We start from the raw sequence: 15,145 nt of genomic DNA on the forward strand, positions 1-15,145 counted from the left end.
GCGACGCGAGTATCCTGAAGAGTCGTGCTCGGGCATGATCGAGCACCGTCACGTGGAGGATCAATGAGCAACGTCCCGCCCCCGCCCACCAACCTGCGCGGGGCCGTCGACCTCAGCTCGCTCGTCAACCGTCCGGCTCCCGCCGCCGGGGCAGCGAGTGGCGCGGCCGGTGCGCCCGCCGGGCAGCCGACGGGTGATCTGACCCTGCCGAGCCTGTATTTCGAGGGCACCGACGCCAACTTCAACGACTTCATCGACCTGTCGATGCGGGTGCCGATCGTCGTCGGGCTGGGCACCGAGCGGTCGGAGCAGTGGCAGCAGTTCGCCCCGGTGCTCGACCGCGCCGTGGGGAGGTTCCAGGGCCGCCTGGTCAGCGTGAAGATCGACGTGGATGCGAACCCGCAGCTCACGCAGGCGTTCCAGGCGCAGGCGGTTCCCACGGTGGCCGCGCTGGTCGCCGGCCGCCCGGTGCAGCTGTTCGCCGGTGTCGTCGCCGAGGACCAGCTCCGCGACGTGTTCGAGCAGCTGCTGCAGCTCGCCGCGCAGAACGGCGTGACCGAGTCGGTGACCGTCGAGAGTGGCGCTGACGGCGCGGACTCCGACGTCGCGGCCGCGGAGCCGGCTCCCGAGCCTCCGCTCCCGCCCCTGCACCAGGAGGCGTACGAGGCGATCGATCGCGGGGATTATGAGGGCGCCATCCGCGCCTACCGCACGGCGATCGCCCAGGACCCGCGAGACACCATGGCCGCCGCGGGCCTGGCGCAGGTCAGCCTCCTCGCCCGGCTCAGCGGCCACTCGGCCGACGAACTGCGGACCGCGGCCGCCGAGGCGCCGCGTGACGCGGAGGCGCAGCTCGGGGTCGCCGACCTCGACATCTCCGGCGGTCACGTCGAGGACGCCTTCGACCGGCTCCTCACGCTCTTCCCGTCGCTCGACGCCGCCGGCAAGGAGCAGGTGCGGGCCCGCATCCTCGAGTATTTCGAGATCGTGGGTGTGGACGACCCGCGAGTCGGCAAGGCCAGGGCTAGGCTGGCGTCGCTGCTGTACTGAGCCCGACCCCCACGGGCCGCGGTCGGCGGCGTCTCTCGTCCCGCTCACCGCTCAGGAGTGATGGCCCATGTCTCGTGTGCTCGTCGTCGGAGGCACCGGCCTGGCCGGCCGCGCCGTCACCGCCGAGGCGATCGAACGCGGCCACGACGTGGTCGTCGCCGCGCGGCGGGTGCCCGACGACGACGCCGACGCCTACGTGAACGGCGCCGCCTACGTCACGGCGGACCTGGTGACCGGCGCGGGCCTCGAGGAGGCGGTGGACGGCGTCGACGTCATCGTCGACGCCAGCAACGCGGTCGGCAAGCAGGCGGCGCACGTCTTCGCCGTCGGCGCGCAGAACCTGGTCCACACGGCGGCGCGTTTCGGCGTGCACCGTGCGGTGGTCCTCTCGATCGTGGGCGTGGACGGGTCCTCCTACGGCTATTACCGCGCGAAGGCCGCGCAGGAGCGGGCGTACCGGGAGTCTCCGCTCGACACCCGGATCGTGCGGGCGACCCAGTTCCACGACTTCGTCACGGCGATCTTCGACCGCGGGCGTCCCCTGGGAGTGCTGCTCACCCCGAGCGGCACCCGGTTCCAGCCCATCGCGGTGACCGATGTCGCGCGCGTGCTGGTCGACGTGGCCGAGGGTGCCGGCGAGCCGGACAGCGTCCGCCACATCGGCGGACCGCGCGTGGAGTCGGCGCGCTCGCTCGCCGAGCAGTGGAAGCGCGCGAGCGGCAGCCGCCGCTACATCCTCCCGATCCGCCTCGGCGGGGGACTGGGCGCCACCTGGCGTGCGGGCCGCAATCTCGTCCCCGAGCACGCCGTCGACGGCGTGCACTACGGCGCCTGGGTCGACTCCCGCGCCTGAGCGCCGCAGGAGCCGACTGCAGGCGGAGCGTCAGCCGCGGGGCTTCAGGTACAGCGCCCCGAGCGGCGGCAGGGTCAGCACGGCGGAGGCCGGGCGTCCCATCCACGGGTCGTCCGTGGCGGTCACCGCGCCGAGGTTGCCCACGCCCGATCCGCCGAAGGTCTCGGCGTCCGTGTTGAGCAGCTCCTCCCACTCGCCGGCGAAGGGCAGGCCGATGCGGTAGTCGCTATGCGGCGCCCCCGAGAAGTTGAACACCACGGCGATCGGCGACCCGTCGGCGTCCTTGCGGAGGAACGCGATGACGTTGCCTTGCGCGTCGGACCCGTCGAGCCATTCGAACCCCTGTGGCTCGTTGTCGCGCGCCCACAGCTGCGGGTTGTCCTTGTACACGGCGTTGAGCTGGGCCACGAGGTTCCAGAGGCCGCGGTGCGCCGGCTGGTCGAGCATCCACCAGTCGAGTCCGCGCTCCTCGCTCCACTCCGACAGCTGCCCGAACTCCTGGCCCATGAACAGCAGCTGCTTGCCGGGGTGCGCCCACATGAAGGCGAGGAACACCCGGGCGTTCGCCAGCTGCTGCCAGTGGTCACCGGGCATCTTGCCCAGCAGCGACCCCTTGCCGTGCACGACCTCGTCGTGGCTGATCGGCAGGAGGAAGTTCTCGCTCCACGCGTAGACGAACGAGAACGTGATCTCGCCGTGGTGGTAGCTGCGGTACATCGGGTCCTCGTGGATGTACTGGAGCGCGTCGTGCATCCAGCCCATGTTCCACTTGAGGCCGAAGCCGAGGCCGCCGGATGAGGTGGGCGCTGTGACACCCGGGTAGCTGGTCGACTCCTCGGCGATCATCACCGTGCCGGGGTTGCGCTTGTACGCGGTCGCGGTGACCTCCTGCAGGAACCCGATCGCCTCCAGGTTCTCCCGGCCGCCGTGGATGTTCGGCTCCCACTCGCCGTCGTTGCGGGAGTAGTCGAGGTACAGCATCGAGGCGACGGCGTCGACGCGGAGGCCGTCGACGTGGAACTCCTCCAGCCAGTACAGCGCGTTGGCGACGAGGAAGTTGCGCACCTGCGAGTTGCCGTAGTCGAAGATGTACGTGCCCCAGTCCTTGTGCTCGCCGCGGCGCGGGTCCGCGTGCTCGTACAGCGGCTGGCCGTCGAACCGGGCGAGCGCCCAGTCGTCCTTGGGGAAGTGGCCCGGCACCCAGTCGAGGATGACGCCGATGCCGGCCTGGTGCAGCCGGTCGATGAGGTACTTGAGGTCGTCCGGGTGACCGAAGCGGCTCGTCGGCGCGTAGTAGCCGGTCACCTGGTAGCCCCACGATCCGCCGAAGGGATGCTCGGCGAGCGGCAGGAACTCCACGTGCGTGTAGCCGAGCGCGCCGACGTAGTCGATCAGCTCGTCCGCCGCCTCGCGGTAGCCGAGCCCCGGCCGCCACGAGCCGAAGTGCAGCTCGTAGACGCTCATCGGGCCCGCGTGCGGGTCGTGCGCGGCGCGGGAGGCCATCCACTCGTCGTCCTCCCACGCGTGGCGGCTGACGGTGACGCGGGACGCGGTCGCGGGCGGCGTCTCGGCGAGCTGGGCCAGCGGGTCGATCTTGCGCACCCAGCGGCCGTCCTGCGCGAGGATGTCGAACTTGTAGATCTCGCCCTCGCCGAGGCCGGGGACGAACAGCTCCCAGACGCCCGACGAGCCCATGTTGCGCATCGAGTACAGCGTGCCGTCCCAGCCGTTGAAGTTCCCGACGACGCGGACCGCGCGCGCGTGCGGCGCCCACACGGTGAAGGAGGTGCCGACGACGCCGCCGAGATCGCGCACATGTGCGCCGAGCGCGGTCCAGAGCGTCTCGTGGCGGCCCTCGCCGATCAGGTGCAGGTCGAGCTGTCCGATGGTGGGAAGGAAGCGGTAGGGGTCGTCCGCGGTCCACGTGCTGCCGTCGTCGTAGCGCGCCTCGATCTGGTACGCGCCGGGTCCGACGATGTCGACGCCCTGCCACACGCCGTAGCCGAGGTGGGCCAGTTCGATGTGCGCGCCGGTCGACAGCACCGCGAAGACCTCGCGGGCCAGCGGCCGGAGGGTGCGGATGACGGTGACCGGGTCGGCGACGCCGGGCGCGTTCACCTGGTGCTGCCCGAGCACCGAGTGCGGGTCGTGGTAGCTGCCGGCGGCGATCGTGGCGAGCACGGTCTCGTCGATGGCGGGCAGTTCGACGGCGGCGGCGCCTTCGGGGATCGGGGACATGGTGCGGCTCCTCAGCTCTCGGTCGGCGGTCACAGCGGGCGGACGGACAGGATGTGCACGGGCTCGGTGAAGGCGTCCAGACGCACGTAGTTGTCGGTGCCCCAGGTCCAGCGCTGGCCGGTCACCCGGTCCTTCACCTCGAACTGCCGCCCGAACGGGATCCCGAACCGGGTGGGGTCGAGGTGGATGATCGTCTCGCGCACCGAGTGCGGGTCGACGTTCGCGACCACGATGACCGCGTCGGCCTTGCCGCTGCGGGTGAAGCGGCCGTCGAGGTACTTGGAGTAGACGAGGATGCTGTCGTCGTCGCTCCAGTGGATCGACAGGTTGCGCAGCTGCCGGAGCGCCGGGTGCTCGCTCCGCGCCCGGTTGAGCATGGTCAGGTAGCCCGCGAGCGAGCGTCCCTCCTGCTGCGCGCGGGTGTAGTCGCGCGGCCGGTACTCGTACTTCTCGTTGTCGATGTACTCCTCGGCTCCCGGCCGGGCCACGTTCTCGAACAGCTCGTAGCCGGAGTACACGCCCCACGTCGGTGCGGCGGTGGCGGCGATCGCGGCACGCACCTTGAACGCCGGCTGGCCGCCGAACTGCAGGTACTCGGTGAGGATGTCCGGGGTGTTCACGAACAGGTTCGGCCGCAGGTAGTCCGCCGTCTCGTGCGCGATCGAGTCGAGGAACTCCTCCAGCTCCTCCTTGGTGTTGCGCCAGGTGAAGTACGAGTAGGACTGCTGGAACCCGGCCTTCGCCAGGGTGCGGAGGATGGCGGGCCGCGTGAACGCCTCGGCCAGGAACACCACGTCCGGGTCGGTCTCGTTGACCGTGTGGATGAGCCACTCCCAGAAGTGCAGCGGCTTGGTGTGAGGGTTGTCGACGCGGAAGATGCGGACGCCGAGCGCCATCCAGTGCCGGACGATGCGGAGCACCTCCTGACGGAGCCCCTCGTAGTCGTTGTCGAAGTTGATGGGGTAGATGTCCTGGTACTTCTTCGGCGGGTTCTCCGCATACGCGATCGTGCCGTCGGGGAGGGTGGTGAACCACTCGGGGTGGGTCTGCACCCACGGGTGGTCGGGCGACGCCTGGAGAGCCAGGTCGAGGGCGACCTCGAGGCCCGCCTGCTTGGCCTTCCCGATGAAGAAGGTGAAGTCCTTCTCGGTGCCGAGGTCGGGGTGGATGGCGTCGTGGCCGCCCTCGGCGCTGCCGATCGCCCACGGCGACCCCGGGTCGTTGGGGCCGGCGTCGAGCGTGTTGTTGGGTCCCTTGCGGAACGTGCGGCCGATCGGGTGGATGGGCGGGAGGTAGACGACGTCGAAGCCCATGGCAGCGATCTCGGGCAGGCGCTTCGCCGCCGTGCGGAAGGTGCCGGACTGCCAGGTGCCGTTCGCGCGCTTCTTCGCGCCCTCGGACCGCGGGAAGAACTCGTACCAGCTGCCGACTCCGGCGCGCGTGCGCTCGACCTGGATAGCGCGCGTGGCCGACAGGGACGGCAGGCTCACCACGGGCCGTTCGGCGAGCACCTGCTGGATGCGGTCGTCCACGGCCGCCTGGAAGCGCTCCTCGACGGGCCGCTTGGTGTCCGCGACCACCTTGGCGGCTTCGGAGAGGTGGCGGCGCTCGGCGGTGCTGCGCCGCTTGTCCTTCGACGCTCGCACCAGGAGGTCGTGGCCGATCGTCAGCATGAGCTCGACGTCGATCCCGGCCGGGACCTTCACCTCGGCGTTGTGGTGCCAGGTCGCGTACTCGTCGGCGTACGCCTGCACGCGGTAGCGCCACAGGCCGGTCTGGTCGAGCTGCACCTCCACCTCCCAGCGGTCGGTGCCGGGAGTGAGCGGGTGCATGTGGTGCTCGCTCTGCTGCCCGGCGGGGTCGAGCAGGATGAGGTCCACGCCGATCTTGTCGTGCCCCTCGCGGAACGCGGTCGCACGGAACGGGATCACCTCGCCGCTGAACGCCGTCGCCGCCCACAGCCCCTCATCGACCTGGGGCGAGAGCTCCAGGATCGGGATGCGGGGGAGCAGGGGCTCGTAGTGCGCCGGGGGCGCCGGGGTCGCCGCGGGCGCCGACTCCACGGGGGGTTGCTTCGTGGCCGCCTCGGGCGCGGCGGCTGCTGACTTGGTCGCTGCGTTCTTCACCACGGTCCGAACGTACACTCATTAACCCGCGCGTCATGAGGCTCATCTAAGGTGGAGCGGGTGAAGGCCATCCGTCGATTTACCGTCCGCGCCGTCCTCCCCGACAACCTCTCCGCTCTGGAGGAGATCGCCGGCAACCTCCGCTGGTCCTGGCACGAGCCCACCAAGGAGCTGTTCGCCCGCATCTCGCCCGAGCTGTGGCAGCAGGTCAGACACGATCCGATCGCCCTCCTCGGCGCCGTCGAGCCCTCGCGGCTCGCCGAGCTCGCGGGCGATCAGGGTTACGTCGACTGGGCGAACCACATCCGCGACGACCTCCGCGCCTACCTCAGCGAGCCGCGCTGGTACCAGTCGCTCGGCGAGGGCGCGCCCAAGACCATCGCCTACTTCTCGCCGGAGTTCGGCATCGCCGCCACGCTGCCGCAGTACTCAGGCGGCCTCGGCATCCTCGCGGGCGACCACCTGAAGGCGGCCAGCGACCTCGGCGTGCCGATCGTCGCCGCCGGGCTCTTCTACCGCTCCGGCTACTTCTCGCAGGCGATCACGCCCGACGGGTGGCAGCTGGAGAGCTACCCGGTGCTCGACCCCGACGGCCTGCCGCTCAGCGTGCTCCGCAACCCGGACGGCACGCCGGTGCAGATCTCGCTGGCCCTGCCGGATGGCGTGCTGCACGCGCGCGTCTGGCAGGCCGCGGTCGGTCGCGTGAAGCTGCTCCTGCTCGACACCGACATCCCCGACAACGAGGAGCGCCTGCGCTCGGTCACCGACCGCCTGTACGGCGGCGGGGGAGAGCACCGGCTGCTGCAGGAGCTGCTGCTCGGCATCGGCGGCGTGCGCGCCGTGAAGGCGTGGACCGAGCTGACCGGCGCGCCCGAGGCGGAGGTGTTCCACACCAACGAGGGCCACGCCGGCTTCCTGGGGCTCGAGCGCATCTCCGACCTGATCGGCGAGGGGCTCACCTTCGACCAGGCGCTGCAGGTCGTGCGCGCGGGCACCGTGTTCACGACGCACACGCCGGTCCCGGCCGGCATCGACCGGTTCGACAAGCCGCTGGTCCAGCGGTATTTCTCGACGTCGCTCCTTCCGGGCGTGTCCGTGGACCAGGTGCTCCCGCTCGGTGCGGAGGACTACCCCGGCGGCTCGCCGGACGTCTTCAACATGGCGGTCATGGGCCTGCGCCTCGGCCAGCATGCGAACGGCGTGTCGCAGCTCCACGGCGACGTGTCCCGGCACATGTTCAACGGCCTCTACCCGGGCTTCGACCCGCAGGAGGTGCCGATCGACTCGGTCACGAACGGCGTCCACGCGCCGACGTGGACCGACCCGATGCTCCGCGCCCTCGCCCTGGAGCGCCTGGGCACAGAGGACACCACGCACGCCGACTGGGCCAACAGCGGCGCGGTCAGCGACCTCGACCTGTGGGGCGTGCGCAACCGGATGCGCGAGCAGCTGGTCCAGGACGCCCGGCGCCGACTCGAGCGGGCGTGGGAGGAGCAGAACCCGGGCGGCATCGCCCCCGCGTGGATGGACGACCTGCTCGACCCGAACGTCCTCACCATCGGCTTCGCCCGACGTGTGCCGACGTACAAGCGGCTCACGCTGATGCTGCACGACCCTGACCGGCTGCGCCGCATCCTGACCGACCCGAAGCGTCCGGTGCAGTTCGTGATCGCGGGCAAGTCGCATCCGGCTGACGACGAGGGCAAGCGCCTCATCCAGAAGCTGGTGCAGTTCGCGTCGGAGGCCGACATCCGGCAGCGGATGGTGTTCCTGCCCGACTACGACATCGGGATGGCGCAGCTGCTCTACCCGGGCACGGACGTGTGGCTGAACAACCCGCTCCGCCCCTCGAGGCGTGCGGCACCTCCGGCATGAAGGCCGCGCTGAACGGCGCGCTGAACCTGTCGATCCTCGACGGCTGGTGGAACGAGTTCTACGACGGCGAGAACGGGTGGGCGATCCCGTCGGCGGACGCCGCCGGTGACGGCGCCGAGCGCGACGCGCTCGAGGCGGAGGCGATGTACGACCTCATCGAGCACCAGATCGCGCCGCGGTTCTACGACCGCGACGGCGACGGCGTCCCGACCGCGTGGATCTCCCGCATCCGGCACACGCTGGCCACGCTGTCCGCGCCGCTGTCGGCCGAGCGGATGGTGCGGGAGTACGTGGAGCGCCTGTATGTGCCCGCGGCCTCCTATGAGGACCGCCTGACCGAGGACGACTTCGCCGAGGCGCGCTCGCTCGCCGACTGGAAGGCGAAGGTGGAGGCGGCCTGGCCGGGCGTCAACGTCGCCCACGTGGACGCCGGGGGCGTGGATGCGGTGCCGCAGGTCGGCGACGAGCTCCACGTCCGCGCACTGGTGCACCTGAACGGGCTCGACCCGTCGGACGTCGAGGTGCAGCTCGTCTACGGCCGCAGCCATGACGACGAGCTGACCGACACGCGCCACCAGGCGCTCACGGTCGACACCTCGGTGCCCGGGACGCACGACGCGACCGTCGCGCACGAGTTCGTCGGCACGGTCCGGCTCGCGTGGGCCGGCTCCTTCGGCTACACCGTCCGCGTCGTCCCCGTGAACGACCTGCTCCTCACCCCCGCCGAACTCGGCCTCGTCACCACCGCCTCCTGAGCAGCCCCGCCGCCGAGTCCGCAAAGAGTGCACGCGAGAGGCCGCAGGAGCGTGCAGTCTTTGCGGACTCGATGGTGGGGGTCAGCGGGTCATGCGGACCGCGGGGACGGAGGTGGGGCCGACGGGGTGCGTGGCGGTCGCGCCGTCGCGCGCGAAGCCGTTGCGGCGGTAGAAGGCCTCGGCGCGGGCGTTGCCGTCCATGACCCACAGGTAGGCGGGGGCGTCGCCGATCGCCGCATCGAGCAGGAGCTGACCCGCGCCCGAGCCGTGGGCGTCGGCGAGAACGTAGATGCCCTCCAGTTCGAGCGGGCGGGGGGCGTCGTCGTCGCGCCCCGGTCCGGCGGTCGCCCAGCCGACCACCTCGCCGTCGCGGGAGGCGACGAAGGCGTCCGTCATACCGTCGGAGAGGATGGTGACCCACCCGCGGGCCCGCCGCTCGATGTCGAGCGAGGCGAGGAAGTCCGCGGGCATCCGCCCGGCATACGCCTCGCGCCAGGACAGCACGTGGACGCGCGCGATCGCGCCTGCGTCGTCCACCGTCGCCGGGCGGACCGAGATCGCGCCGGTCATTTCGCGATCCCCGCGTAGGAGCCGCCGGTCGCCGTCAGCAGGTCGCCGGGCGACAGCTCGATGTCGAAGCCGCGCTTGCCTCCCGACACGAAGACGGTGTCGAAGAGCTGCGCGGTCTCGTCCACGACGGTCGGATGCGCGGTCTTCTGCCCGATCGGGCTGATGCCGCCCACGACGTACCCGGTGCGACGCTCGGCGACCGCCGGCTCCGCCATCGTCGCCCGCTTCGCACCGACCGCGGCGGCCAGGGCCTTGAGGTCGAGCATCCCGGTGACGGGAACCACGCCGACCACGAGCCCGAGGTCGGTGTCTGCCAACAGCGTCTTGAACACGCGGTCCGGTTCCACGCTCAGCGCCTCCGCCGCCTCCAGCCCGAACGACGGCGCTGACGGGTCATGCTCATACGGATGCGTCGCGAACGTGATGCCCGCGGCCGTCAGCGCGACCGTGGCCGGCGTCCCCGCCGCAGCCTTCGCGCGCGCCATCAGCCCTCCTCGTCGACCCGCGGGCCGTTCGCCCTGTACAGCTGCATCGACGTGCCGCCGACGAGCCGGACCGTCCCCGGCGGGTACTCGGTCGGGTCCTCGGGAATCGGCACCTCCGTCGACGAGTCCCACAGCAGCTGGTACGACGTGACGCCGGGCGCTGCGGGCAGCGACACCTCCACGTCGTCCTCGACGCCGTGGACGATCAGCAGGATGCGGTTGAACTCCTCGGTGACCGGCGTCGACGCGGCCACGTACTGCAGCGTCCGGTTGGCGGGGGAGTTCCAGTCGTCGTCGTCCATCCGCTGACCGGTCGCGTCATACCAGTCCATGTGGCTGGCGTTCGGCGTCTCCTGGCCCGACACCGCGTAGCGGACCGGCCGGAGCGCGGGGTTGTCCCGTCGCAGCTGCAGCAGGCGCTTGGTCGTCTCGTACAGCTCCCGCTGCTCGCGCGTGCGCAGCCAGGTGAGCCAGGTCAGCTCGCTGTCCTGGCAGTACGCGTTGTTGTTGCCGCGCTGGCTGCGGCCGTACTCGTCGCCCGCGGTGATCATCGGGACGCCCGCCGACAGCAGCAGCGTCCCCATCAGGTTCCGGATGGCCTTCGCACGCACCAGGAGAATGGACTCGTCCGTCGTCGGCCCCTCGACGCCGTGGTTGAACGAGCGGTTGTTGTCGGTGCCGTCGCGGTTGTTCTCGCCGTTGCCGAGGTTGTGCTTGACGTCGTAGGCGGTGAGGTCGGCCATCGTGAAGCCGTCGTGCGCCGTGACGAAGTTGATGGATGCGAGCGGCCCGCGCTCGGGCGAGAACGTGTTCGACGACCCCGCCAGCCGCGTGGCGAAACCGCCGATGCCGACCGGCGCCTGCCCGTTCCGCCGGGCCTCGGCGATGTCGGCGAGCCAGAAGTTGCGAACCCGGTCGCGGTAGCGGTCGTTCCACTCCGACCAGCCGTCGTGCCCTCCCGAGGGCCCGGGGAAGTTGCCGGTCTGCCAGCCGCCGAGTCCCACATCCCACGGCTCCGCGATCAGCTTCACGCCCGCGAGCGCCGGGTCGGACTGCGCGGCCAGGAGGAGCGGGTGGTCGCGGTGGAAGGACGCGTCGGTCCCGCGGCCGAGCGTGGCCGCCAGGTCGAAGCGGAACCCGTCGATCTGCATCTCGTTCGCCCAGTAGCGCAGCGAGTCGAGCACGAGCCGCTGGGGGACGGGATTGCCGAAGTCGACGGTGTTGCCGCATCCCGTGACGTCGATGTAGGCACCGGCGTCGTCGTGCCGGTAGTACGTGGCGTTGTCGATCCCGCGGAAACTGGTGCGCGGGCCGTCGTGGCCCTCCTCGGCGGTGTGGTTGTAGACAACGTCGAGGATCACCTCGATGCCCGCCAGGTGCAGCAGCTTCACCATGCCCTTGAACTCGGCGAGCACCGCCTCCGGGCCGGCCGCCTGCGCGCCGCGTGAGGCGTAGGGCGCGTGCGGGCTGAAGAAGTTGAGGGTGTTGTAGCCCCAGTAGTTGGTCAGCCCCTCCTGGATGAGCCGCTGCTCCGACACGAACGCGTGCACCGGCAGCAGTTCGACCGCCGTGACGCCGAGGTCTTTCAGGTACCGGATGGTCGACTCGTGCGCGAGGCCCGCGTAGCTGCCGCGCAGCTCCTCCGGGACCTCCGGGTTGAGCCGGCTGATTCCGTGCACGTGCGCCTCGTAGATCACCGTGTGGTCCAGCGGGGTGGCGGGCTTGCGCGCCTCGCCCCAGTCGAAGCCGTCCGCGACGACCACCGACCGGAAGCCGTCCGCCGCCACCCGCACCAGGCCGCGGGCGTACGGGTCGAGGAGCAGCGCCTCCGGGTCGAACGAGTTCGCGGGCGCCGTCGGGCCGGACACGCGGAGGGCGTAGCGGGTGCCGACCGTCAGCGAACGCGAACGGCCCAGCCAGACGCCGTTCGCGTCCCGGGTCATCGGCACCGCCTTGGTCAGCCAGTTCGGGTCGTGCTCGTCGAAGATGCACAACTCCATCGCATCCGCCGCCGCGGAGAACACCCGCAGCTCGCCCCCGTGCGGCCCGACGCGGACTCCCAGATTGCGCAGGGGATCGGTCGAGGTCATGCGATCTAGAGTAGTGACACACGCCTGGACCGCTGGGGAGGGCACCGTGCCGGTCTATCTCGACCACGCCGCCACCACGCCCATGCGCCCGGAGGCGATCGCCGCCTACGCCGAGGCCATGGGCGTCGTCGGCAACCCCTCCAGCATCCACAGCCAGGGCCAGCACGCCCGGCGGATGCTGGAGGAGGCGCGCGAGACCGTCGCCGCCACACTCGGCGCCGACCCGATCGAGGTCGTCTTCACCTCCGGCGGCACGGAGGCCATCAACCTGGCCGTGAAGGGGATGTACTGGGCGCGCAACGACAGGGTGTCGCGGCCCCGCATCCTGGCGCCCGGCGGCGAGCACCACGCGACCATGGACACGGTGGAGTGGCTGGAACGGGCCGAAGGGGCGCGGCCGGAATGGCTGCCGCTCGACGCGTCCGGCCGCATCGTCGTGCCCTCCGCGATCGAGGGCGACGACGTCGCGCTGCTCACCTTCCTCGCGGTCAACAACGAGGTGGGGACCGTTCAGCCGGTGACCGCGCTCGCCGCGGTCGCCCGGGCTGCCGGGGTGCCGGTCCACGTGGACGCGGTGGCCGCCTACGGACACGTGCCGCTCGACTTCCGGGCGCTCGGGGTGGATGCGCTCAGCGTCTCGGCGCACAAGATCGGCGGCCCGGTCGGGATCGGCGCGCTGGTGCTGAGCCGCGCATCCACGGTTGTGCCGCTCATCCACGGCGGCGGTCAGCAGCGGCAGGTGCGGAGCGGGACGCAGGATGTGGCGGCCGCGGTCTCGTTCGCCGTCGCCGCGCGTGCGGCGGAGGCGGAACGCGAGGCGGAGACCGTCCGCCTGGCGGCGCTGCGGGACCGGCTGATCGCCGGCGTCCGTTCGGCCGTGCCGGACGCCGTGCTGAGCGGGCCGGAGCCGGGTCCGAAGCGCGTCGCGTCCAACGTGCACTTCACCTTTCCGGGCGCCCAGGGCGACTCGCTGCTGTTCCTGCTCGACATGGCCGGCGTGTCGGTGTCCACCGGGTCGGCGTGCACCGCCGGCATCCCGGAGCCGTCGCACGTGCTCCTGGCGATGGGGCGGAGCGAGGAGGACGCGCGCAGCGCCTTGCGGTTCACCCTGGGCCGCACGTCCACCGAGGCGGATGTGGACGCGCTCCTCGCGGCGCTCCCCGCCGCCTACGCGCAGGCCGCGCGCGCCGGTCTCGCCGAGCGCCCCTCCCGCCTCGCCCGCTGAGAGCGCCGACGAGAACCCCGGGTAGAATCGGCGGGTGAAGGTTCTGGCGGCGATGAGCGGGGGGTCGACTCCGCGGTGGCGGCGGCGCGTGCGGTCGAGGCCGGTCACGACGTGGTCGGTGTGCATCTCGCGCTGTCGCGCATGCCCGGCACGCTGCGCACCGGCAGCCGCGGCTGCTGCACGATCGAGGACTCGATGGATGCGCAGCGCGCGGCGAACATCATCGGCATCCCGTACTACGTGTGGGACTTCTCCGAGCGCTTCAAGCTCGACGTGGTCGACGACTTCATCGCCGAGTACTCCGCCGGGCGCACGCCCAACCCGTGCATGCGCTGCAACGAGCGCATCAAGTTCGCCGCCCTCCTCGAGAAGGCGCTCGACCTCGGCTTCGACGCCGTTTGCACCGGCCACTACGCGGCCATCGTGACGGACGAGGACGGCAACCGCGAGCTCCACCGCGCGAGCGCGTGGGCCAAGGACCAGTCGTACGTGCTCGGCGTGCTGACCGCCGAGCAGCTCGCGCACGCGATGTTCCCGCTCGGCGCCACGCCCTCCAAGACCGAGGTGCGGGCGGAGGCGGCGGCGCGCGGCCTGAGCGTCGCGAACAAGCCCGACTCGCACGACATCTGCTTCATCCCGGACGGCGACACCCGCGGCTGGCTCGCCGAGCGCGTCGGCACCGCCACCGGCGACATCGTCGACCGCGAGGGCAACCGCCTCGGCAGCCACGAGGGCGCGCACGCGTACACCGTGGGCCAGCGCAAGGGCCTCAACGTCGGCTACCCGTCCCCGGACGGCCGCCCGCGCTTCGTGCTGGAGGTGCGGCCGAAGGAGAACGAGGTCGTCGTCGGCCCGCGCGAGGCGCTCGACATCGCCGAGATCGCCGGCTCCCGCTACACCTGGGCCGGGCTGGCCCCGGCGGATCCCGCGACGCCGTTCGCGTGCGAGGTACAGATCCGCGCCCACGCCGACCCGGTGCCCGCTGTGGCGTCGGTGGTGGACGGCGAGCTCGTCATCCGTCCGGACGTCCCGCTCAACGGCGTCGCGCCGGGGCAGACCGCCGTGGTGTACGTCGGCACGCGCGTGCTCGGTCAGACGACCATCGACCGCACCGTGTCGGCCGTCCCCGTCTGAGCGTTCGTCCGACACAGCCGGTGCCAAGCGGCCCTCCGGCGCTCTAGGCTCCGGACATGGTGGCGGAGCGGGTGGTCCGGCTGCGGCGCGAGGCGTGGGGCTTCGCGATCGGCTCGCTGTTCTTCATGGTCGGGGCGGTTCCGTCGTACCAGCACGCGGTGGGCGACGCGGTCGCCAACGCAACGTTCTTCCTCGGCGCGTTGTTCTTCACCGCGGCCGCCCTCATCCAACTCGCGCTGAGCGGGCGCAAGCCCCCGCGTACCGGCTCCACTCGGGCGGACTGGTTCGACTGGTGGGCGGCCGCCGTGCAGTTCGTCGGCACGCTGTTCTTCAACGTGAGCACGACGGAGGCGCTGATCGTCGCGCTGAACGCGCAGACCCGGGTCGGTGACGGCTGGCGTCCGGATGCGCTCGGGTCCGTCTGCTTCCTGGTGTCCAGCGGCTTCGCGGTGGTGGCGACGGTCGATCGCGACCGGCTCTGGGACCCGCAGGCGCGCACCTGGCACGGCGCCTGGCTGGGGCTGCTGGGCTCTGTCCTCTTCGGCCTCTCGGCGATCGGCGCCTACACGATCCCGGAGACCGGCGACCCGGTGAGTCTGCTCTGGGCCAACCTCGGGACGCTGCTGGGCGCCGCGTGCTTCCTCGCCGCCGCGGTTCTGAGCCGCCGCTCCATCCCGATGCGGCCGCGGCGGCGACCGGCCCCGGCCACCCCGTCCGGCGTCGGGGGTGCCGATTAAGCTGGAC

At 71.5% G+C, this 15,145-nt stretch carries 10 protein-coding genes and 1 pseudogene; 6 read left to right on the top strand and 5 right to left on the bottom strand.

Going from position 1 to position 15,145, the window contains the following annotated elements; translation table 11 throughout:
- The first annotated feature begins 63 nt into the window (after positions 1 to 63).
- Together A0130_01170 and A0130_01175 are read left to right on the top strand one after the other, a co-directional pair.
- Complete coding sequence (locus A0130_01170) at positions 64 to 1,050, top strand: co-chaperone YbbN (GenBank protein ANF30476.1); 987 nt, start codon at positions 64 to 66, stop codon at positions 1,048 to 1,050.
- A 67-nt stretch (positions 1,051 to 1,117) separates the two neighbouring features.
- Entirely contained in the window at positions 1,118 to 1,903 is a 786-nt protein-coding gene (locus A0130_01175; protein ID ANF30477.1) for a hypothetical protein, read from the top strand.
- A 30-nt stretch (positions 1,904 to 1,933) separates the two neighbouring features.
- On the opposite strand, the gene A0130_01180 is transcribed toward A0130_01175, so the two are convergent.
- Together A0130_01180 and A0130_01185 are read right to left on the bottom strand one after the other, a co-directional pair.
- Positions 1,934 to 4,141 carry a glycogen-branching enzyme gene (locus A0130_01180; protein ID ANF30478.1) on the bottom strand — a complete coding sequence of 736 codons (2,208 nt, stop codon included), beginning with the start codon at positions 4,139 to 4,141 and terminating at the stop codon, positions 1,934 to 1,936.
- Between the two features lie 29 nt (positions 4,142 to 4,170).
- Entirely contained in the window at positions 4,171 to 6,132 is a 1,962-nt protein-coding gene (locus A0130_01185; protein ANF33241.1) for an alpha-1,4-glucan--maltose-1-phosphate maltosyltransferase, read from the bottom strand.
- Between the two features lie 195 nt (positions 6,133 to 6,327).
- Between A0130_01185 and A0130_01190 the strand changes: the two are divergent.
- Positions 6,328 to 8,897: pseudogene (locus A0130_01190) on the top strand (glycogen phosphorylase).
- Between the two features lie 81 nt (positions 8,898 to 8,978).
- Here A0130_01190 and A0130_01195 read toward each other — a convergent pair.
- Genes A0130_01195 through A0130_01205 form a run of 3 tightly spaced genes read right to left on the bottom strand, consistent with a single transcriptional unit; the run spans position 8,979 to position 12,042 of the window.
- Positions 8,979 to 9,467: an acetyltransferase gene (locus A0130_01195; protein ANF30479.1), complete on the bottom strand. Its 489-nt coding sequence runs from the start codon at positions 9,465 to 9,467 to the stop codon at positions 8,979 to 8,981.
- A complete protein-coding gene (locus A0130_01200; protein ID ANF30480.1) occupies positions 9,464 to 9,952 on the bottom strand; it encodes an aminoacyl-tRNA deacylase in 489 nt (162 codons plus the stop codon). The genes A0130_01195 and A0130_01200 overlap by 4 nt, the downstream gene beginning before the upstream one ends.
- Positions 9,952 to 12,042 carry a glycogen debranching enzyme gene (locus A0130_01205; protein ID ANF30481.1) on the bottom strand — a complete coding sequence of 697 codons (2,091 nt, stop codon included), beginning with the start codon at positions 12,040 to 12,042 and terminating at the stop codon, positions 9,952 to 9,954. Before A0130_01205 ends, A0130_01200 begins: the two co-directional genes overlap by 1 nt.
- 46 nt (positions 12,043 to 12,088) lie before the next feature.
- Here A0130_01205 and A0130_01210 point away from each other — a divergent pair, with 46 nt between their 5' ends.
- The 3 genes from A0130_01210 (at position 12,089) to A0130_01220 (ending at position 15,138) form a co-directional block, all read left to right on the top strand.
- Positions 12,089 to 13,267 carry a cysteine desulfurase gene (locus tag A0130_01210; GenBank protein ID ANF33242.1) on the top strand — a complete coding sequence of 393 codons (1,179 nt, stop codon included), beginning with the start codon at positions 12,089 to 12,091 and terminating at the stop codon, positions 13,265 to 13,267.
- A gap of 75 nt (positions 13,268 to 13,342) precedes the next feature.
- Positions 13,343 to 14,401, top strand: a complete 1,059-nt coding sequence (locus A0130_01215) for a tRNA(5-methylaminomethyl-2-thiouridine)-methyltransferase (GenBank protein ANF30482.1) — start codon at positions 13,343 to 13,345, stop codon at positions 14,399 to 14,401.
- Positions 14,402 to 14,457: 56 nt separating this feature from the next.
- Positions 14,458 to 15,138, top strand: coding sequence for a hypothetical protein (locus A0130_01220; protein ID ANF30483.1), 681 nt, complete (start codon positions 14,458 to 14,460; stop codon positions 15,136 to 15,138).
- The last annotated feature ends 7 nt before the right edge of the window (positions 15,139 to 15,145 follow it).

The organism is Leifsonia xyli (genome assembly GCA_001647635.1).
Taxonomy (GTDB): Bacteria; Actinomycetota; Actinomycetes; order Actinomycetales; family Microbacteriaceae; genus Leifsonia; species Leifsonia xyli_A.